The organism is Lactobacillus sp. M0393 (genome assembly GCF_016102025.1).
GTDB classification, from domain to species: domain Bacteria; phylum Bacillota; class Bacilli; order Lactobacillales; family Lactobacillaceae; genus Lactobacillus; species Lactobacillus melliventris.
Map to the genome: position 1 here is coordinate 142,427 of NZ_JACFPK010000005.1, position 20,635 is coordinate 163,061.

Annotated in this window: 25 protein-coding genes; 23 read left to right on the forward strand and 2 right to left on the reverse strand. The window is 36.3% G+C overall.

Going from position 1 to position 20,635, the window contains the following annotated elements; translation table 11 throughout:
* The first annotated feature begins 8 nt into the window (after positions 1 to 8).
* The 9 genes from H3R29_RS05510 to H3R29_RS05550 all read left to right on the forward strand — a co-directional run bounded on the left by H3R29_RS05510 (position 9) and on the right by H3R29_RS05550 (position 7,782).
* Complete coding sequence (locus H3R29_RS05510) at positions 9 to 890, forward strand: cation diffusion facilitator family transporter (RefSeq protein WP_187156643.1); 882 nt, start codon at positions 9 to 11, stop codon at positions 888 to 890.
* A 14-nt stretch (positions 891 to 904) separates the two neighbouring features.
* Positions 905 to 1,084: a hypothetical protein gene (locus H3R29_RS05515; RefSeq protein ID WP_198202766.1), complete on the forward strand. Its 180-nt coding sequence runs from the start codon at positions 905 to 907 to the stop codon at positions 1,082 to 1,084.
* A 1-nt stretch (position 1,085) separates the two neighbouring features.
* Entirely contained in the window at positions 1,086 to 1,766 is a 681-nt protein-coding gene (locus H3R29_RS05520; RefSeq protein WP_198202694.1) for a 2,3-diphosphoglycerate-dependent phosphoglycerate mutase, read from the forward strand.
* 85 nt (positions 1,767 to 1,851) lie between these two features.
* The gene (locus H3R29_RS05525; protein ID WP_198202693.1) at positions 1,852 to 2,787 is read left to right on the forward strand and encodes an AAA family ATPase; all 936 of its coding nucleotides are present in this window, start codon (positions 1,852 to 1,854) and stop codon (positions 2,785 to 2,787) included.
* A 140-nt stretch (positions 2,788 to 2,927) separates the two neighbouring features.
* Positions 2,928 to 4,091, forward strand: coding sequence for a galactokinase (locus H3R29_RS05530; RefSeq protein WP_198202692.1), 1,164 nt, complete (start codon positions 2,928 to 2,930; stop codon positions 4,089 to 4,091).
* Between the two features lie 15 nt (positions 4,092 to 4,106).
* Positions 4,107 to 5,585: a UDP-glucose--hexose-1-phosphate uridylyltransferase gene (locus H3R29_RS05535; protein WP_198202691.1), complete on the forward strand. Its 1,479-nt coding sequence runs from the start codon at positions 4,107 to 4,109 to the stop codon at positions 5,583 to 5,585.
* A gap of 170 nt (positions 5,586 to 5,755) precedes the next feature.
* The gene (locus tag H3R29_RS05540) at positions 5,756 to 6,580 is read left to right on the forward strand and encodes a hypothetical protein (protein ID WP_198202690.1); all 825 of its coding nucleotides are present in this window, start codon (positions 5,756 to 5,758) and stop codon (positions 6,578 to 6,580) included.
* 68 nt (positions 6,581 to 6,648) lie between these two features.
* Complete coding sequence (locus H3R29_RS05545) at positions 6,649 to 7,167, forward strand: hypothetical protein (RefSeq protein ID WP_146207095.1); 519 nt, start codon at positions 6,649 to 6,651, stop codon at positions 7,165 to 7,167.
* Between the two features lie 9 nt (positions 7,168 to 7,176).
* Entirely contained in the window at positions 7,177 to 7,782 is a 606-nt protein-coding gene (locus tag H3R29_RS05550; protein ID WP_198202689.1) for an ATP-binding cassette domain-containing protein, read from the forward strand.
* Between the two features lie 109 nt (positions 7,783 to 7,891).
* On the opposite strand, the gene pepC is transcribed toward H3R29_RS05550, so the two are convergent.
* The gene (gene pepC / locus H3R29_RS05555; protein ID WP_198202688.1) at positions 7,892 to 9,238 is read right to left on the reverse strand and encodes an aminopeptidase C; all 1,347 of its coding nucleotides are present in this window, start codon (positions 9,236 to 9,238) and stop codon (positions 7,892 to 7,894) included.
* Between the two features lie 129 nt (positions 9,239 to 9,367).
* Positions 9,368 to 9,682, reverse strand: a complete 315-nt coding sequence (locus H3R29_RS05560) for a hypothetical protein (RefSeq protein WP_198202687.1) — start codon at positions 9,680 to 9,682, stop codon at positions 9,368 to 9,370.
* 120 nt (positions 9,683 to 9,802) lie between these two features.
* Here H3R29_RS05560 and H3R29_RS05565 point away from each other — a divergent pair, with 120 nt between their 5' ends.
* From H3R29_RS05565 to H3R29_RS05630, 14 genes are all read left to right on the forward strand, one after another.
* On the forward strand, positions 9,803 to 10,354 hold the full coding sequence (locus H3R29_RS05565) for a dUTP diphosphatase (RefSeq protein ID WP_198202686.1): 552 nt from the start codon (positions 9,803 to 9,805) through the stop codon (positions 10,352 to 10,354).
* Positions 10,355 to 11,731, forward strand: coding sequence for a DNA repair protein RadA (radA, locus tag H3R29_RS05570; protein WP_198202685.1), 1,377 nt, complete (start codon positions 10,355 to 10,357; stop codon positions 11,729 to 11,731). It abuts the gene before it with no gap.
* 74 nt (positions 11,732 to 11,805) lie between these two features.
* Positions 11,806 to 13,305 (forward strand): glutamate--tRNA ligase, encoded by a 1,500-nt coding sequence (gene gltX, locus H3R29_RS05575; RefSeq protein WP_198202684.1) that lies wholly within the window; start codon positions 11,806 to 11,808, stop codon positions 13,303 to 13,305.
* A 164-nt stretch (positions 13,306 to 13,469) separates the two neighbouring features.
* Positions 13,470 to 14,894 (forward strand): cysteine--tRNA ligase, encoded by a 1,425-nt coding sequence (gene cysS, locus H3R29_RS05580; protein ID WP_198202683.1) that lies wholly within the window; start codon positions 13,470 to 13,472, stop codon positions 14,892 to 14,894.
* On the forward strand, positions 14,887 to 15,330 hold the full coding sequence (locus H3R29_RS05585; RefSeq protein ID WP_046325289.1) for a Mini-ribonuclease 3: 444 nt from the start codon (positions 14,887 to 14,889) through the stop codon (positions 15,328 to 15,330). The genes cysS and H3R29_RS05585 overlap by 8 nt, the downstream gene beginning before the upstream one ends.
* On the forward strand, positions 15,317 to 16,072 hold the full coding sequence (rlmB, locus tag H3R29_RS05590; protein WP_198202682.1) for a 23S rRNA (guanosine(2251)-2'-O)-methyltransferase RlmB: 756 nt from the start codon (positions 15,317 to 15,319) through the stop codon (positions 16,070 to 16,072). The genes H3R29_RS05585 and rlmB overlap by 14 nt, the downstream gene beginning before the upstream one ends.
* A 209-nt stretch (positions 16,073 to 16,281) precedes the next feature.
* Positions 16,282 to 16,857 carry a sigma-70 family RNA polymerase sigma factor gene (locus H3R29_RS05595; protein ID WP_198202681.1) on the forward strand — a complete coding sequence of 192 codons (576 nt, stop codon included), beginning with the start codon at positions 16,282 to 16,284 and terminating at the stop codon, positions 16,855 to 16,857.
* Positions 16,858 to 16,929: 72 nt separating this feature from the next.
* Positions 16,930 to 17,148, forward strand: a complete 219-nt coding sequence (locus H3R29_RS05600) for a hypothetical protein (RefSeq protein ID WP_110446376.1) — start codon at positions 16,930 to 16,932, stop codon at positions 17,146 to 17,148.
* Between the two features lie 192 nt (positions 17,149 to 17,340).
* Positions 17,341 to 17,490 (forward strand): 50S ribosomal protein L33, encoded by a 150-nt coding sequence (gene rpmG, locus H3R29_RS05605; RefSeq protein WP_084619582.1) that lies wholly within the window; start codon positions 17,341 to 17,343, stop codon positions 17,488 to 17,490.
* A 3-nt stretch (positions 17,491 to 17,493) separates the two neighbouring features.
* Complete coding sequence (gene secE, locus H3R29_RS05610) at positions 17,494 to 17,664, forward strand: preprotein translocase subunit SecE (RefSeq protein WP_046325285.1); 171 nt, start codon at positions 17,494 to 17,496, stop codon at positions 17,662 to 17,664.
* A 101-nt stretch (positions 17,665 to 17,765) separates the two neighbouring features.
* Positions 17,766 to 18,314: a transcription termination/antitermination protein NusG gene (gene nusG, locus H3R29_RS05615; protein WP_038523578.1), complete on the forward strand. Its 549-nt coding sequence runs from the start codon at positions 17,766 to 17,768 to the stop codon at positions 18,312 to 18,314.
* 127 nt (positions 18,315 to 18,441) lie between these two features.
* Positions 18,442 to 18,867 carry a 50S ribosomal protein L11 gene (rplK, locus tag H3R29_RS05620; RefSeq protein WP_046325284.1) on the forward strand — a complete coding sequence of 142 codons (426 nt, stop codon included), beginning with the start codon at positions 18,442 to 18,444 and terminating at the stop codon, positions 18,865 to 18,867.
* A gap of 70 nt (positions 18,868 to 18,937) precedes the next feature.
* Positions 18,938 to 19,630 (forward strand): 50S ribosomal protein L1, encoded by a 693-nt coding sequence (gene rplA / locus H3R29_RS05625; RefSeq protein ID WP_038523574.1) that lies wholly within the window; start codon positions 18,938 to 18,940, stop codon positions 19,628 to 19,630.
* Positions 19,631 to 19,767: 137 nt separating this feature from the next.
* Positions 19,768 to 20,634 carry a phosphate ABC transporter substrate-binding protein gene (locus tag H3R29_RS05630; protein WP_046325283.1) on the forward strand — a complete coding sequence of 289 codons (867 nt, stop codon included), beginning with the start codon at positions 19,768 to 19,770 and terminating at the stop codon, positions 20,632 to 20,634.
* The last annotated feature ends 1 nt before the right edge of the window (position 20,635 follow it).

The following is a 20,635-nucleotide window of genomic DNA, read 5'->3' on the forward strand; positions in this document are numbered from 1 at the left end:
GGAAATTTATGAAGGATCACACTACAAAGAAATTTGCGTATGTAACTGGGTTGAATGTTGTTATTACGGCCGCTGAATTTATTGGTGGATTTGTTTCGGGGTCTTTATCCTTATTATCAGACGCAGTTCATAATCTCAGCGATGTTGGTGCAATAATTATTTCGTTTGTAGCTCACATTATCAGCAATAGGCGCAATAATAGGAACAAAACTTTTGGTTATGAGCGGGCTGAAACTTTGGCTGCTTTTACCAATGGTATTATCTTAATATTAATCAGTATCGTCCTATTTATAGAAGCGATTGAAAGATTTTGGACACCTACCAAAATTAGTGGTGGTGTTATGCTTATCGTTGCCATTATTGGACTAGTGTCAAATGTAATCTCAATGCTCGTGATGAATCAAGGTGGCGAAAAAAACCTAAATGTGCGCTCTACATTTATGCATATGCTGAGTGATGCTCTTTCAAGCGTAGCAGTGGTAATAGGTGCTATTTTTATTTACTACTGGCACATTAGCTGGATTGATCCCTTAATGACCTTACTGGTTTCAGTTTTTGTGTTTCATGAAGCTTGTGAAATAACAGCCAAAGCAGCAAATGTCTTAATGGAATCCAATCCCGATATTGATTTGGAAGAAGTTAATAGAATTGTTTTATCGTTTCCAGAAATAAAAAACATTCATCATGTACATCTGTGGCGTTATAGCGATCGTTATATCATGCTTGATGCACACGTTAATGTTGATCCTGATTTGACTGCTAGAAAGTTCGAATTACTGACTCAAAAAATTAGTGCAAAATTGCAAAAATTAGGTATTAACCATATTAATTTTCAAGTTGAATGTGAACGCGGAAAAAATGATAAAATGATTGTAACTGATCGAGAGTAAGTAGGAGAAAGATAATTTTGAAAATCAGTATTTTTACTGCTGTTATCGTTTTGATAGTCGGCTTATATGATATTGCCTATGCTTATAACAGACGGTATCGCAATCATAATCATGGAGCAACTCCTTTTATGATATTAGGCATCATTTTTACTATTAGCGGTTTGATTTTAATCATAATGCACTGGGTAAAGTAAAATGGTTAAATTGGTATTGTTAAGACATGGTGAAAGTACAGCCAATAAGTCTAATGTATATACTGGCTGGAACGATGTTGGTTTAACTGTTAAAGGACGAAAACAAGCAGAATCCGCCGGCAATTTAATTAACCAAATTACTGATTTTAAGCCCACACAAATTCATACTTCTGTATTATCTCGGGCAATTGTGACAGCTAATATAGTGGCTGATATTTGTCATTTTTTATATTTACCTGTTACTAAGACTTGGCGTTTAAACGAAAGACATTATGGCAAATTACGTGGGATAAATAAAGACGAGTCACGCAAAATATTTGGTAAACAGCAAGTGTTAGAATGGCGACGTGGCTTTTACGCTGTTCCTCCTTGGGGTGAAAAAGTGACTTCTAGACGCTATGCCAGTTGTGACATTCACCTCTTGCCAAGAGCTGAAAGTCTTTATCAAACACAAAAGAGAGTGTTACCTTATTATCAAGATAATGTAGCCAACAGGTTAAAAATGGGTGAGGATCAATTAGTCGTGGCTCATGGTTCAAGTTTGCGGGCACTAATTAAAAAATTGGAGAATATCAATGATCACGATATTATCAAGCTTGAGGTGCCAAATGCAGAGCCAATAATTTATACTTTTGATCAACATTTAAAAATTATTGATAAAAAGATTTTACGCAGCTTTTAGTTCAATAGTAAGGATTTCTGCAATTATATGTTAAAATTTAATACGATATCATTTAAATTTTACATTTTTAGTTTGGAGTAGAGGCATGCGTAAAATATTTTTATTACGAGGCGCACCCGGCTCTGGTAAATCTTCATTTATTTCTCGTCATCACTTACAGCCATATGCAATTAGTCGTGATCAGATCAGATTGTTATTGGCGAATCTAACCTATTATTATGAAGAAGAAACAGATTGCTTACATCAAGTTATTCCCCGTTATGCAAACGAGCAAACGGAAAAAGTGGTGGATTACCTCGTAGAAGAAAAAATGAAACGCGGCGAAACAGTTATTGTAGATAGTACGCATATTTTTACGGAAAACATCGAACATTATCAGTCCTGGGTCGAGCGTTATCATTATGAGTTATTTGTCGTTGATTTAATGTATCATAAAACTTTGCGAAATTTATTAAATCGTAACGAAATACGCAGACAGTATGATTGGGTTAAGCCTAATGTGATTAGGGAAATGTTTTTATCATATCAAGATAACTTTGATGTGCCTGAGTGGGCGCATGTGATAAGCCCTAATCAGTTAGGTAAAGCATTATCGCAAAAGGAAAGTAATTTGGATCATTTTGCTCACGTCATCGCAATTCCTGATAAAGTTACAGAAGAGAACTTTCCTCATGTGCATATTTCCAATTTTTATTTTTCTTTTAATGATTTATTTACAGAAAAGTATGGTACATATCGTAATGTAGTTACGATTGGGAAAACCAAGGATGAAGTTGTCAATCAGTTTCGCTTACCGTTTTTTGTATTTAAATTTCATCACAAACATTTTTTGATTTCTGCGTATCCGGTTAGAAATGAAATGCTTGATCCTATTAAAAAGGTTAAAAGTGTTTGGTCATATTCTACGGGACTAGCTAATCCGGCTGATTTTTTGGAGCAATTTCCTCAAAGCCGGCCGCAGCATGTGCACCAGTTTAATTTATGTAAATTACATCCGGATAGATTATTACATATTTGGTAATAGCCTTGAAAAGAGTTTCGACAAGACGAAACTCTTTTTTAATATTGAGAATTCCTTTTCAAGCCTTGCTGGTAAATTATAATGAAGTATAATTTAATTGTTAGTATGCTGATAGCGCTTTTAAAAGGAAATGAAAACAAATGAAAATTAAAGAACTCAAGCAAGAATTTAGTAAAATTTATCACCAAGAACCAACCAGCTGTTATTTTTCGCCTGGTAGAATTAACTTAATTGGTGAGCACACAGATTATAATGGAGGTCATGTATTCCCTTGTGCAATATCTTTAGGAATTTATGGTGCAGCCAGTCCGCGGACTGATGAAAGATTTTGCTTTTATTCTGCTAATTTTGCCGCTATGGGCGTAGTAGAAACTGATATGCACCAGCTGCAGTTTGCAAAGGAAGATTCATGGGCAAACTACGCAAAAGGGATGCTGCATTTTATGCTCGAAGATGGGGCAAAGATTGATCATGGTCTTAATATTTATATTAATGGCAATATTCCTGATGGTGCCGGATTATCTTCGTCTGCAGCCTTAGAAATGTTAATTGGCATTTTATTGCAGGATCAATTTCAATTATCTTTTTCTAAGTTAGAAATCGTTAAACTGGGAGTCAAAACCGAAAACGACTTTATTGGCGTCAATTCTGGCATTATGGATCAATATGCAGTTGCTATGAGTAAAAAAGATCACGCCATTCTGCTGGATACTGAAAAGGTAGAGTCTGAGCTGGTACCCCTTGATTTGAAGGATAATGTCATTGTTATTATGAATACTAACAAAAAAAGGACCTTAGCAGACTCAAAATATAATGAACGTAGAGCAGAATGTGAAAAGGGACTGCACTTTTTGCAGGAGAAACTGTCATTTCAGTCGCTTGGTGAATTGGATAATTTAACTTTTGATGAGAATAGTTATCTTTTGCCAACAGAAAACCTGCTGAAACGCTGCCGTCATGCAGTCTGGGAAAATGAACGCACATTAAATGCTGAAAAAGCACTGCAAAAGGGTGATTTAAATGAATTTGGTCACTTAATGAATGCCTCACACGTCTCTTTAGAATATGACTATGAAGTGACGGGTAAAGAACTTGATACATTGGTTCATACTGCCTGGAAGCAACCTGGAGTTTTGGGTGCAAGAATGACTGGTGCTGGTTTTGGTGGCTGTGCGATAGCTTTGGTTGCCAAAAATAAAGTTGAAGCTTTTGAAAAAAATGTCGCTGATATTTATCAAGAAGAAATTGGCTACTTACCTTCATTTTATATTGCAGACACTGCTGATGGTACAAAAGTTTTATAATGTTGGAAAGTTGAGATGGATAAAACGAATCTAATTGATAATTTTATTACGCAAGTTATTGCCCACAGCGATTTTACTGAACTTGATCGTATTTATTTGAGAAATAGAATTTTGGCCCTTGTTGGTGATGAGGCCAGAAAAGTAACAACCAATAAGGAAGATCTACTGGATCTTAAAGACGAGTTGATTCAGGCTGCTCAAAATTCAAGAAAGTGCCCAGCTAATAATTCCGCTAGGGATGCCCTTGATGCACAATTAATGAATTTGATTGTCCCTAGACCAAGTATTGTTAACCGCAATTTCTGGCAAACTTATGAGAGCTCACCACAAAAAGCGATAGCTGACTTTTATCAAATGGGTAAAGATAGCAATTATATTAAAACCAGAGCTATTGCAAAAAATATTTATTTTACAGCTGCAAGTAAATACGGCGACCTAGAAATTACGATTAATCTTTCCAAACCGGAAAAAGATCCTAAAGAAATTGCTGCAGCTAAAAATGCCAAAGTAAAATCATACCCAAAGTGTCAGTTGTGTATGGAGAATGAGGGCTACCTAGGTCATGTAAATTATCCTGCGCGTACCAATCACCGTATCATTCGCTTTCATTTAGGAGATGAGACCTGGGGCTTTCAATATTCTCCTTATGCATATTTTAATGAGCACTGTATTTTCTTAGCGCCAAAGCATGAACCGATGGTAATCAATGAACAAACTTTTGCTAATTTACTGGAAATTGTGGCTAAATTTCCGGGCTATTTTGTTGGTAGCAATGCGGATTTGCCAATCGTAGGCGGTTCGATTTTAGCGCACGAACATTATCAGGGGGGCAAGCATCGCTTTCCGATGGAAAAAGCACCAATTGATAAAAAACTTAATTTTAAGGGATTCGATGATGTCGAAGCAGGTATCGTCAAGTGGCCTATGTCTGTGATCCGTTTACGCGGTCTGAATAAAAATAGCTTGATCAATTTAGCAAATAAAATTTTAATAAACTGGAGAAAATATAGTGATGAAAAAGTAGCAGTTCGGGCATTTACTAACAGTATACCTCACCATACTATTACCCCAATTGCACGTTTACATGAACAAACTTATGAACTTGATTTAGTCCTCAGAGACAATCAGACTTCAGATAAATATCCTGATGGAATTTTCCATCCCCATGCTGATGTACAGCACATTAAAAAAGAAAATATCGGCTTAATTGAAGTAATGGGATTAGCAATTTTTCCGCCACGATTGAAGCCCGAGTTGCTTGAGGTAAAAAAGTTTTTGCTTAACCAGCCTAACAGTATTGCACCTATGCATCTTGACTGGGCTAAGGAAATTAGCAGTAAGTATGAAATAACAAATACAAATGTGGATCAAATTTTGCAAAAAGAATTAGGTCTTGTTTTTGCTCGCGTTTTAGAAGACGCAGGAGTTTTCAAACAAACTTTAGAGGGTAAAGCCGCTTTTATGCGTTTTGTTAAGAAAGTAGGTCTATGTTAAGTTTTTAATTTTATTTAAGTAATCATATGAATAAAGGCAACAATAAGAGCATTTTTTAATAGGGGAAAATTAGTTTTTTCTTAACTTTTTTGGCATACTATTTTAGTTTATAATTAATATTATACATTATATAGTATTCAAAGATATATTTGCTAAGAGGACTTCTGCTAATGCTAAAACGAACCCAAAAATTTGTTCTTATTTTTCTAATTATTTATTTTCTTATGATTACCTGGCAGTTTTTTATAGCCGCTAAATCTGAAGCAGGATTAATACCATTAAAGGGCAAAGCAGTTGACATTTCTGTTATGCTTTTCTTTTCAATTCAGCCTAATGGTTGGAACGAAAATATTATAAATTTAGTTATTTTGTTGGCCTTGGTACCTATCTTTGGAGCTGGTCTCTTAATCTATTTTAAAAATAATAATATGTTTAGCGCTGTCCAGCAAAGAATTGGATATCATGGTTTTATCAAAGCAGGGATTATTCGCTCGTTTATTATTGGTGTAGTATTTTCTTTAATAACTAATCTTTACCAGTTAGCATTAATTAACTCATTTTATTATCCCTTTTTCTTTAAAACCAGACCTATCAAATTATACATTGGTGCAAGACCAGGATATTTTTCCACTAACCAACTAATTGACTTATGTTCGTATGTTATATTATCTGCTATTGGCTGGGGTATTTTTGCTGTTTTAATTTTCAGTATTGGTCTGTTTGTATCAAAAAATAGTATTTATCTAGTTTTGGGCCCGTGTGTAGGGCTGGGTTTAACCTTATTGTCATTCATAATATCACTGGGCAATGAATTTTTGCTCTTTCTCTCGTATTTGTGGTTTCCATTTGCTGTACTTGCACCGGGACAGTTTGCGCTAGGTTCTCGCTTGCCACCGATTAATTCATATTTGCTTTTTATAGTAGTGGCATTGGTTTATCTGTCACTTGCTGCTTACTTAATTAAATTGTGGCAGCAGAAAAGAAAGCTGGGCTAATTATGCGCTTAAAGCGAATATCCTGCAGACTTGTTTTAAATGGTTTTATCGTATTTTTGATAGGACTAATGGGAAGCATTATACTTATAAAAACAGGTTCACCGGAAACCATGGAATTGCCAAACGAATACCTCAATTTTCACATGGTATCACTGTATTTGCAACCAGCGGTCTTCTTGCTATTTTATAAGCAGATACTTACTTTTCGTAACATCAACGTGTTTGTGACGGTGCGAAAAAAGAATAAGTCGATGATCATGCACTTAATGGTACTGGCTACAATTTATTGTTTAATTTTTGTATTAGGTCTTTTTGTTCCGTATTTTTTTACTGATTACCCTTTATTTAAATTTGGTAACCCAATTGTAGGCATTGAACTCATACTACTACATGTTCTGGCTTTTTTGCTTCTACTTTGGCTGTTAGTTGGTGGCTATAACTGGCATAGGCCTTATTTATTATTGCTAATGGCGATAATCATAGATTTAATTTATCACTACTATATAGAAAAAAATATTTTAATAAATTATAGTCCCGTGTATGACGAGTTATATCGGGCTATCCATGAAATTTATGGTGGCTTTTAAGGAGAAATAATGTTAGAGCTTAAGCAGATAAAAAAGTCATTTGGTCAGAAGCTGGTTTTAAAAAGCGTATCTTTGACAGCTAAGCCAGGAGAACTAATTCATGTTTCAGGTATTAACGGTTCTGGGAAGTCTACCATTTTTAAGATTATTACCGGCTTGTTAAAAGCAGACAGCGGTGAAATTAAGCTGGATGAAAATGATATTGTTGGGGCATTAATTGAAAATCCCAATTTCTTGGAATATGAGTCAGCCATGTCTAACCTTCATTTTCTGGCTAATCTTAACAAGCGCTTTAATGAGAAAGAAGTTAGGGCTTTACTACAGTACTTTATGCTTGATCCTGACGATCCGGAACCCATAGTCAAGTATTCTGTTGGTATGAGGCAAAAGGTGGGCATCATCCAGGCTGTGATGGAAAACCAAAATATTATTTTGCTTGATGAGCCGACACGTGGAATTGATCAAGAGAGCGTTGGTTTATTTGTAGCTATGCTAAAAAAATTGAAAAAGCAAAATAAAACTATAGTGGTTGCCAGCCATGATCAAATTAATGAACTTAAATATGATCGTCAATTCGTATTGCAGCGGGGAATACTACAGGAAAAACAACTTTAAGTACTTATTCAAAGCGTATAAAAAAGCATTGGGAAAACTGCTAGGTGATATAACCACCAAATTTCTCAATGCTTTTTAATATTTAAATTTTTGAACGGAAATAATAACTTTATTTAAAAGCCAAAGCGCCCATTGGGTCCCATGGTAGTAATTGGATCGGGTCCTTAGCTCCTTCATCAAAGGCTGTTCTTAAATCATCAGGTAAGAATTTCTTGTTAATAACTGCTTGGTAGACAAAATCATCAAACCAAGAATCACTCATTACGAAGTAGCCTTTAAAGCCAGGTTTTTCTCCCCAGGAATTTTCAATCTTCCATTTAGTAGGCTTGTCATCGACTAAGTCGACGCCGGTGATAACCATGGCATGATCCATCATGCTTTCGCTGGAATCAAGTTTATCACCCTTAGACATTGAAAAATCAACGTCAAATAATTCATCACGTTTGTAAATATTGGTATCAAGCAAGCCTAGCTGTCTTTCTGAATCCTTACCAACATTTGAACCAAACCAAACAACTTCTCCGGCTTTTAGTTGTTTAATAATCAAGTCTTTCATTTCAGAAATCTTAACGTTAAGATGGCGTACTTGTCTGCCGCCAACAACATTACCCAAATACTCAACTGAAAAGACTTTGTGATATGGTTTATCATCAGTAGGAGAGTTAATGATTGAAATATGATCTTCCAAGTTCATGCCCACAAATTTATCAAAGAATTCTTTAGGAGTGATACCAGCTTCACGGTGGTAATTACCATCATCATCTTTATATTCAAAGTCAAATTTCTTTGGTGGTACGCCTAATGAAATAGCTAAAATGCGGAAAACATCATTTAACAATTCGTTTTTACGTTTTTCAATTTCGTCTACTGACTTACCTGCATTGACCAAATCGCGTAATTCTAAGCCGTCTTTACGCAAAAGAGTATTTAAAGTATCATTTAAGGCTCCAGAATTGTTCGAATTGGCAGTTTCTGGGTAAACAGACTTGGGTACAATACCATACTTTTCAACTAATCCACATAACATGTCCCATTGACCACCATCTTGTTGGGGGGTTGCGAATAGGAAGCTAACTTTACGGTCACCGAGTGGCTTCTTAGCTGACGCAATTACATTTTCGAAGAAGAAGTTTGATTTTTCAAATTTGTCCCAGAAGTTAGTGTAATTTTGAGATAATTCAAAATCCTTAATCTTATATTCTTTTTGCAATGGGTGACGCATAGTATTTAATGCAGAAAACATCCAGCAGCGACCAGACTGCTTTTGATCAGCAGGCTTACCGGTATCAATTTCTACTGAAAAAGTAGGCGTTAAATCAATTTTGGATTGTAAATTTTGACTTGCCTTAAAAATGCCGTTTTCTTGAGCAGCATGACTGGCAATATTAATTCCAGCATGATTTGATAAGTCTTTTGTAAATTTATCAATGGCTGCACTTGTAATTTCTTTTGTCATTTATATTAAAATCCTCCTTAAACAAACTAATACTATTTTAGCCTAACTAAATAAAGTAGTCTATCTTTGAAAATTTAATTATTGTTAAAAATATATTTGCTTTTGCTTTACCTATTTAATCTGAAATGTTTATATATTTTTGTTAGCTGGATTTGGCTTATGATACCAGATCGAATGAAATTCCGAATGCTTCTCAAAGTATTTAATAACTAAAGGATCAAGTGGCCAAACACGTAAGTGAGATTCTTGAGCAATAAACATTACTGTTGCCATTTGTTTGTGTAAAATCTTGTTACTGTCTATTTTGGGGTTGATAAAGAAATGGTTCATTATCCAGACAGTAGCGTCTTTGCGCTTAATTTTATCCATGGTCCAGCTGCAAATAGTTTCGCCATTATCATCATCTTCGCGAAAAAATTGGTGAGGGTTATCTAAGTTAAACATTTATTCTTCCTTCAAACTTTAATATTTCAGCTAATTTTATCAAACTAATTATATAAGATTTTAAAACACAGCAGTAAATTAATGTAAAATAGTGTTTAAAGATTTTTAAAGGAGATAAGTATGGAGAAAATTCGGGGCTTTGAAATTGTATCTAAATATAAAAATAAAAATGTGGCGTTACCTAGAAGACAAACAATTGCCAGCGCAGGCTATGATTTAGCAGCAGCAAAAGACGTTTTAATTCCCAGTATTTGGCGGCTTAATTTTGTGCGTATTTTTCGGTTAATTCGTAATGGTCATCAGCTATACGAACAAGACTATGAAATGGCCGAACATGTGCTCAAGCCGTTTTTGATTCCGACAGGTGTAAAGGCTTATATGCCTGAAGATGAAGTGTTAATATTGGCTAACCGCTCTTCAAATACTTTTAAAAAAAATCTTTCTTTGCCAAATGGCGTGGGCGTCATCGATGCGGATTATTACAATAATGATGACAATGAAGGTGAAATTTTCGTGCAGTTAATTAATTATGGTGTTAGACCAATTCAGATTCACAAGGGGGATCGTATTGGTCAGGGAATTTTTGTGCATTATTTAAAAACCGATGATGATCTGCCTATTGACAGGCAAAGGCTAAGCGGTTTTGGCTCAACTAATAAGAAGGAAAGCTAAATGGCAAAACTTAAAACAAAATATAAGTGTCGTTCTTGTGGCTATATTTCTGCCAGCTATTTAGGACGCTGTCCTAATTGCGGTGCCTGGAATCAGTTTGAAAAGGAAACTGAAGCGGTGCAAAATCGTTCAACTAAAGGCAGTCCTAGTCGCTTGATCAAGAAAACCGGAATAAGTGAACCGGTTAAGCTGGAAAATGTTAAGGCTGAAAAAGAAGAACGCATTCAGACTAGTATGGAAGAATTGAACAGGGTTCTAGGTGGGGGCATTGTTCCAGGCTCCTTAGTCTTAATCGGTGGTGATCCAGGAATTGGCAAATCAACTTTAATGTTGCAAATCATGAGCGAACTAGCCGGTAAATATAAAGTATTGTACGTTTCCGGTGAAGAATCAGCTAATCAAATCAAGTTAAGAGCAGATCGCTTGGGACTGCCGGCTAATGATATGATGCTTTATCCAGAAACTGATATGGAAGATATTCGCCAGCAAATTGCCGCTTTAGCACCTGACTTTGTTGTCATTGACTCAATTCAAACTATGAATGAACCTAGCTTAGACTCAATGACGGGTTCAGCATCACAAGTAAGGGAAGTTACAAGCGAGTTAATGAAAATAGCCAAAATGGATGCTATTACCGTTTTTGTTATCGGCCATGTTACAAAAGAGGGTGCGATTGCCGGCCCTAAAATTTTGGAGCACATGGTTGACACTGTTCTTTATTTTGAAGGTGATGAACACCATGCCTACCGTATTTTGCATTCCGTTAAAAACAGATTTGGCGCAGCTAATGAAATCGGCATGTTTGAAATGGTTAATAATGGTTTAAAAGAAGTTACTAACCCGTCTGCTATTTTTTTGGATGAGCGTTTACCGAAGTCAACCGGGTCTGCTATTGTCGTTTCACTCGAAGGGACTCGTCCTATTTTGGCAGAGATTCAGGCATTAGTTACACCCACTGCTTTTGGCTATGCTAAAAGAACTACATCTGGTATTGATTATAACCGCGCTGGACTGCTTTTAGCAGTTTTGGAAAAACGGGGCAACTTAATGTTGCAAAATCAGGATGTCTATTTAACAGCTACCGGTGGAATACGCGTTAACGAACCCGCTGTCGATTTGGCTGTAGTGATGGCTATAGCGTCAAGCTATAAAAATCAGGAAATTTTGCCCACAGATTGTTTTGTAGGCGAAGTCGGTTTAACTGGTGAAGTAAGGCGAGTTAATCAAATAGATGCGCGAATTAAGGAAGCAGCAAAAACTGGGTTTAAGCGTATTTTTATTCCCAAACATAATATGCATACCAGCCTGAAAAACGCAGATATTGAAATTATTCCGGTTTCAAGTATTCCGCAAGCATTAAAACTGGTTTTAGGCTAACGAATATTGAACTTTTTGACTATTACGCGTAAACTTAAATTGTTTATATTTACTTTTTGAAAGAGGCATGAATTTTGGCTAAACAAAAAATTCGGGTAAGATATGCCCCAAGTCCAACGGGGCATTTACATATTGGTAATGCACGGACTGCGCTATTTAATTACTTATTCGCGCGGCATAATAAGGGAACTTTTGTTTTAAGAATTGAGGATACGGACCAGAAGCGTAATGTTGCAGGCGGTTCAGAGTCGCAAATGGAAAACCTGCACTGGCTCGGCATCGATTGGGATGAAGGTCCTGATAAAGGTGGCGCTTATGGCCCATACCGTCAATCTGAGCGTAAGGATATTTACAATAAATATATCAAACAGCTGATTGATGAGGGCAAAGCTTATTATTCTTATAAAACTGAAGAAGAATTAGAAGAGCAGCGTGAAGAACAGCGGGCAATGGGCATTGCGCCCCACTATACTTACGAATATGAGGGCATGACAGCTGCTGAAATTGCTCAAAAGCAAGAAGAAGCAGAAAAGAAGGGCTTAAAGCCGGTTGTTCGTATCCACATTCCTGAAATGGAAACATATTCTTGGGATGATATTGTTAAGGGACATCTAAGTTTCGAATCTGATACCATTGGTGGCGATTTTGTCATTCAAAAGCGCGATGGTATGCCAACTTATAACTTTGCTGTTGTTATTGATGATCATCTGATGGAAATCACTCATGTTTTGCGTGGAGATGATCACGTTTCAAACACCCCAAAACAATTAGCGGTTTATGAGGCATTAGGCTGGCAGCCGCCAAAGTTTGGTCATATGACTTTGATTATTAATTCTGAAACAGGTAAGAAACTTTCTAAGCGTGATGAATCTGTTTTACAATTCATTGAACAATATAGAGATTTAGGTTATTTGCCTGATGCAATGTTTAACTTTATTACTTTATTGGGCTGGTCTCCTGTGGGCGAGAGTGAAATTTTCAGTCAACGAGAATTAATTAAGCAATTTGATCCTGCACGTTTGTCAAATTCTCCTGCTGCTTTTGACCAGAAAAAACTGGAATGGATTAACAACCAGTATATTAAGAAAGCTGACCGGGACACTCTTTTAGATTTAGCACTTAATAATCTGCAGGAAGCTGGTTTGGTTGAAAAAGATCCCAATCCGGAAAAGCTGGAATGGGTCAGACAATTAGTTAATATTTATTCTGTCCAAATGTCTTATACAAAACAAATTGTGGATCTGGCAAAGATTTTCTTTAATGCACCTAAAGATTTAAGTGAAAAAGAAATTGCGGAAATTCGTCAGGATGAAGCCAGACCAGTAATTGAGGAATTTAAAAAACAAATTGATTTAATTCCCCGTTTTACTGCACCGCAAATTATGAATGCGGTACAAGCAACTCGCCAAGCAACTGGGATTAAGGGCAGACGCTTGTTTATGCCAATTCGAATTGCTACTACCAGGTCAATGGTAGGACCAGGAATTGGTGAAGCGATGGAGCTCTTAGGCAAAAAACGCGTATTAGAGCATCTGGACTTAACATTAAAACAAATGAGTGAAAATGGCTTGTAAATAAAAGCAGCGTATTATTCCGTTATTGAATGAGTAATACGCTGTTTTAGTGTATATTGGAAAGGAACTTGGCTACGTTAAGATTAAATCTTTTGCTTGTTAGGATTTGTCACGGTTTCTGGTAAAATGAGAATATAAGATTTTAGAAAGGCAAGTCAGCCGCTGTGAAAATTTATAATACTTTAACTAATACAAAGGAAGAATTTAAGCCGATAGTGCCCGGACAAGTGACAATGTATGTTTGTGGACCAACGGTATATAATTACATTCATATTGGTAATGCCAGAAGCGTCATTGCTTTTGACACAATCAGACGTTATTTAGAATTTCGTGGGTTCAAGGTTAACTATGTGTCCAATTTTACAGATGTAGATGACAAGATGATTGCTGAAGCTCAAACTGAACATCTGACTGTCCCTGATTTGGCTGCAAGATATATTAAAGCTTACCTAGCAGATATTGCTGCTTTAAATGTTGAGCCTGCTACTAAAAATCCTCGTGCTACGCATGAAATCACTGCGATTATCAAATTTATCCAAAAACTAATTGATAAAGGATATGCCTATGAATCAGACGGGGATGTCTATTATCATGCCCGGAAATTTAAGCACTATGGTCAACTTAGCAGTCAAAACATTTCCGAACTTGAAGAAGGGGCTTCTAAGCATATTAATGCTGCAGAACAAGAGCGTAAAAAAGACCCGATTGATTTTGCCTTATGGAAAAAGCAAAAAAGTTCATCTGAAATAGCTTGGAAATCGCCTTGGGGAATGGGTCGGCCTGGTTGGCACATAGAATGTTCAGTGATGGCTATTAAATATTTGGGAGAAACCATTGATATTCATGGTGGGGGCCAAGACCTGGAATTTCCCCATCATGAAAATGAAATTGCACAAAGTGAAGCTGTAACAGGAAAAACCTTTGTTCATTACTGGATGCACAATGGTTTTGTGACAGTCGGGGCAGATGCAGAAAAAATGTCCAAGTCACTGCACAATTTCGTGACTGTCCACGATTTACTGCAAGAAGTGGATCCACAAGTATTGCGCTTTTTTATGGCAAGCGTTCAATATCGCAGACAAATTAACTATTCAGCGGAAAATCTAAAACAGGCGCAAATTATTTTACAGCGGTTCAAAAATACATTTAATAACCTGGAATACCGACTAAAAGATGAATCAGTTAGTGAAAAGTCAGAATCTCTAGCCGCTAAAATTAAAGACACTGAACAAAAATTTATCACAGCTATGGACGATGACTTTAATGTGCAGAATGCTTTAACCGCCATTTATGATTTATTACCAGAAATTAATGCTAATATTAATGCAAAAAATGCTGATAAAGGTGCTCTTAAAAAAGCGGCTAAGCTTTTAACAAGCTGGCTGGCTGTTTTTGGAATAGATGTACAGCGCTTAATTACCACTGAAAATCAAAATAATGATGAGCAAGTTCTGCGACTAATTAAAAAACGTGAAAAAGCACGTAAAAATAAAGATTGGGCACAAAGCGATGCACTGCGTGATGAATTAAAGCAAATGGGCATCACAGTTGAAGATACCCTGCAAGGAACGAGGTGGCTACGTGAGTAAAACTAAAATAATGATAGAAAATGATGTTAATCCAGAAACGTTAAATGGGCAAACTTTAGCTTATCTTGGGGATGCTGTTTATGAGATATTTATTAGGCGTCACCTCATTAAATGCGGCATTGTTAAACCCCAGTCTTTGCAAAGACGGGCAACCCATTACGTTTCGGCTAAGGCACAGGCAGCATTAATTACAAAACTGCAAGAAGATAATCTGCTGACAGCAGATGAAATTGCAACTTTTCATCGCGGAAGAAATTCAAAAACTTATACGAAAGCCAAAAACACCAGTTTAGCCACTTACCAATTATCTACAGGTTTTGAGGCAGTTTGGGGCTACTTGGAACTTTTAAACAAAAGAAATCGCATTGAAGAATTAACTGAGTGGTGTATTAAAACCATTGAGAATGGGGGCATTGAAAAGTATGACTTCAAGTGACAAGGATTTTGTCTATGGCCGGCATGCTGGACTGGATTATTTAAGAACACAAGATGCTGATCACATTAACAAAATTTTCTTGCAACAAGGAATAAAGGAAAATTTTGCTAATGAAATTTATGCCCTGGCTAAGCAAAAGGGCTTAATTATACAAACTGTTCCTAAAAGTAAATTGGATAAGTTAGTTCAGGGTGAGAATCATCAAGGACTAGTTTTAACAGTTGCGAGTTTCGAATATGCTGATTTGGAACAATTATTAGAGCAATTTGCTAATACTAAAGAGGATCCATTTTTATTAATGCTTGATTCAATTGAAGATCCCCACAATTTAGGCTCTATTTTAAGAACTGCTGATGCAACTGGCGTTAATGCAATTATCATTCCTAAAAGAAGAGCTACTGGTTTAACTTCTGTGGTGGCCAAAACTTCAACTGGTGCGATTGATTATGTGCCAGTAGCACGGGTAAATAATCTTGTACAAACTGCAAAGATGCTTAAAAAGCGGGGCTACTGGCTTTTTGGTACTGATATGAAAGGCACAGATTATCGTCAATGGAATAGTAATGGTAAAACAGTTTTGGTAATTGGCAATGAGGGTAAAGGAATATCACGACTTCTCAAAGAGCAGATGGATCAGATGTTGACTTTACCCATGATCGGTCACGTACAATCACTTAATGCCAGCGTCGCTACAGGCGTTTTGCTTTATCAGATGCTTAATAGTAGAAATCCACTCCCATAATTTCGTAACACTTTGGTTTAACCAGAGTGTTTTTTTATTGCAAAATTCTAAAAAACTCTTTTTAGTTTAATGCGGCTTTAACAAATTTAACTTTTTGTCATGGCTAAGTTAACACAAAAAAATAGTTGCTGAATTTGAACCTAAGTTCGATTTTTAGGATATTTTGGTTGTTGTATTCTTCAGAAAAATTTACCAAAAGGAGAAAGTAAATGAAGGATACTGAAAAAACTATTAAAAGTGAGGCGGAATTAATTCAGCAAATTAAAGAAGGTGATGATGAGGCGCTAATAAATTTGTGTCGGCTTTATAAACCTTTGATTAATAAAATTAAGAACATATATCATGTTCGCTACTATGATAGTCAAGACTGGGAGCAGGATGCGATGATTATTTGTCATGAATCGGCGATTGGTTTTGATTTAAATAAAGGAAAATTCAGCAGCTATTATAAGACCAGGCTTACTAACCATGCGCGATCTTTGGTTAGGTATGACAATGCTTATCGCAGACAGGCGTTGAAACAATCAATTTCTTTAGAAACGGCAAAGAAAAATCATATTTTACCCCTAAATAAATCCTTTGCCTCCATACCAGAAATACCTTTAAGTGAAAACATTGCTATTTTAACCGCAAGATTATCTGATTTGGAAATTAATGCTTTGCTAGTGGGATTAGGCATTAAGGATCAAGAAGATGTAATCAACAATTTAAAGATCAGCCAGCTAACTTTAGCGAGAGCGCGCTCGCGCCTTGTACAAAAAATGCGCCAAACATTGCTTAGTTAGTATTTTTATAGTATACATTTAGAAAATGCGGTATAATTTAACTTGTAGAATAATTTTTAGGAGGTAGTTAAGATGGCAGAAGATGTTATGAAGACTGCATTGTTAGATCGTCACATGAAAGAAGTTTTTGACTGGAGTGATTCAGATCTTCCAGTTAGAGATGCTCTTTGGGATTATTTTATGGAAAAGAATGGTAAAGATACCATTAAGACTGAGGAAGCTATGCTCCCATTCCTAAAAGATACTGACGATAAAATCGAATCCTTCGTAAACGAAAATCTTAAGAAGTAAATCCGACTAATACAATGTTCTACGCACAGTGGTCACGCAATAGTTTGGCCACTATAAAGCAGCTGCTTGAAGAAGCAACTGCTTTTATTATATTTTTGTAAGCTTGAACTTAATCAAGTTTATAGGTAATTATTAAATTAATTGCTTAAGCAATTAATTTTTGCTAAAATACAATAGTTTGGAAGTGAGATTATGGCAGTGAAAAAAGCATCATTGGCCTGCAGTATTTGCGGCTCTCGTAATTACTCAATCACCGCAAGTAAAAATCGCACTCAGCGGCTCGAATTAAAAAAGTTTTGTAAACATTGCGGTAAAATGACTTTACATAAGGAAACGAGGTAAGTTATGGTTAAATTTTTTAAAAGTGTAGCTGAAGAAATGCGTTTGGTCACTTGGCCAACATTTAAACAGAATCGTCATGATACAGCAATCGTAATTGTTTCCTCAATTTTGTTTGCAGCATATTTAGGTTTGCTTGATTTATTGCTCACCAATATTACACAAATTGTTATGTAATAGCACAGTTTCTCTGTTTGTGGTACAATTGAATAAGTTATAAAAGTCTTCTGACGTGGAGGCTTTTTTGTTTGCCAAAAATAAAAGGAGAATTTCTAATAATGGTAGAAACAACTAAGAAGCAGTGGTATGTACTTCACACTTATTCAGGATATGAAGATAAGGTTAAATCAGATCTATTGTCACGTGCACAAAGTATGGGAATGCAAGATTATATCTTTCGCGTTATGGTTCCTGAACAAGAAAAAATTGAAAAAGTAAATAATAAGAAAAAAGAAGTAGAAGAAAAAATCTTTCCGGGCTACGTTCTGGTGGAGATGGTAATGACGGATGAAAGCTGGTTTGTCGTGCGTAATACGCCAAATGTAACTGGCTTTGTGGGTTCACACGGTGGTGGCTCCAAACCATCTCCTCTTTTAGAAGAAGAAGTAAATAGACTCTTACGCCAACAAGGTGAACCGGCTAAAAGACCACAAATTGACTTTGAAGTTGGGGAAACTGTTACTATTATTGATGGCGCTTTTAATGGCGTTGAAGGCAAAATTACTGAAATTCAGCCTGATAAATATAAGTTGTTTGTTTCGGTTGACATGTTTGGCCGTGCTACTACCACTGAGCTTGACTATGATCAAGTGAAGAAGATTAGTTAATAAATAGGTCAATTATTGCAAAATTGCTAAATTGATGATAATATATTAAAGTACTTTTATTATTGTGGGAGGAAAAGTAGGTAACTTTTCCATTTTAACCACGCACGGAATCAAGGAGGTTTTGACCGTGGCAAAGAAAGTTGTAAATGTTGTTAAATTACAAATTCCAGCTGGTGCTGCAACACCCGCTCCACCAGTTGGTCCAGCTTTAGGTCAAGCAGGTATTAACATTGTTGGTTTTACTAAGGACTTCAATGCTAGAACTGCTGACCAAAAAGGCATGATAATTCCTGTAGTCATCACAGTCTACGAAGATCGTTCATTCGACTTCGTAACTAAGACTCCACCAGCTCCAGTTCTTTTGAAACAAGCTGCTAAGATCGATAAGGCATCTGGTGAACCTAATACCAAGAAAGTTGGTAAGGTTACCAAGGATCAAGTTAAGGAAATTGCTGAAACAAAGATGAAGGACCTTAACGCTGCTGATGTCGAAGCTGCTATGCGGATGATCGAAGGCACTGCTAGAAGCATGGGTATCGAAGTCGAAGACTAATCCTGTTATTTATAACAATTTAGGTGGGAGAGTTTAAACTCGCTTGACCACATATTAAGGAGGAAATCACATGCCAAAGCATGGTAAAAAATATTTAGAAGCTGCTAAAAAAGTAGATTCAAAGAAATTATATTCAGTTGCTGAAGCAATTAAATTAGTTAAAGAAACTTCATATGCAGGCTTTGATGCATCAGTTGAGGTTTCATACAACTTAAGCGTTGACCCTAAACAGGCTGACCAACAAATTCGTGGTTCACTGGTATTGCCTAACGGTACTGGTAAGACCCAAAAGGTGATTGTTTTTGCCGATGGTCCACAAGCTGAACAAGCTAAAGCGGCTGGAGCTGACGAAGTTGGTTCTGACGATCTGGTTGAAAAAGTACAAAATGGCTACTTAGACTTTGATGTTGTTGTTGCTACACCAACAATGATGGCTAAAGTTGGTCGCTTAGGTCGTATTTTAGGACCTAAAGGCTTGATGCCAAACCCTAAGACCGGTACTGTAACAATGGATATTGAAAAAGCCGTTAAGAATGTTAAGGCTGGTCAGGTTGAATACCGTGTTGACCGTCAAGCTGCTATTCATGCTGCTATCGGAAAAGTTTCATTTACTGATGAACAGTTAATTGAAAACTTTGATGCTTTACGTGACGTTATTTTACGTGCACGTCCATCAGCAGCTAAGGGTCAATACATTAAGAGCGTAGCTGTGGCTGCAACCTTTGGCCCTGGAATTAAACTTGATCCATTAAATTTGGACTAAAACAAAATAGTTAACTAAAGCAACTTTGCTATCTTGGCAAGTTGCTTTTTTTCTCTTTGCAAGTATTTATGATTGGTCTATGGTGAAAGTTTTGATAAACTAAAGCTGAATTTATTTGTCTAATTGAGGGAATTATTATGAAAAAAAGTAATTTGGGTGTACTGCTAGCATTAATCTTGTTTATACCCCTTTTTTTAACTGGCTGCAGTCAAAACCGGGAAAAAATTACTATAGTTGGCTCCAGTGCCTTACAGCCTTTAATAGAACAAGCAGGTAATGATTATCACCTGGCCCATATGAGCAGCAATATTGTGGTTCAGGGCGGAGGTTCCGGTACCGGTTTAAGTCAAGTGCAAGCCGGAGCTGTTGAAGTGGGTACTTCAGATGTTTATGCGGAAACACAAAAAGGTATTGATGCCAAAAAATTGGAAGATTTTCCAGTCGCTGTAGTGGGAATTGTTCCGATTGCTAATAAAGGCGTTGGGGTTAAAAATTTATCACCGAAACAGCTTTCCGATATTTTTACCGGCAAAATTACAAACTGGCGTCAAGTAGGTGGCAAAAATCAGTCAATCATTGTGATTAATCGTTCACGTGGCAGTGGTACAAGATCTACATTTGAAGATTTGATTTTAAAAGGAAAAGACGCGGTAAATTCTCAAGAGCAAGATTCTAACGGTACGGTTAAAAAAATTGTTAATTCAACACCTGGTACTATTTCTTATATTTCTTTTCCCTACGCAAATGACCAAAATATTCAAAAAATAAGTATAAATCATGTTCAGCCCGAAAATAAAAATATTCCTACGAATAAGTGGCCGCTTTGGTCCTATGAGCATATGTATACAAAAGGCAAGCCCAATAAGGCAACGGCCGCTTTTATCAAATATGTACTAAGTAAAAAAGTACAAAAAGATTTGGTTCCCAAAATAGGCTATATAAGTGTTCACGAAATGAAAGTAACACGCAATAGTCAAAATAAGGTTACAAAGATAGGTAAATAAA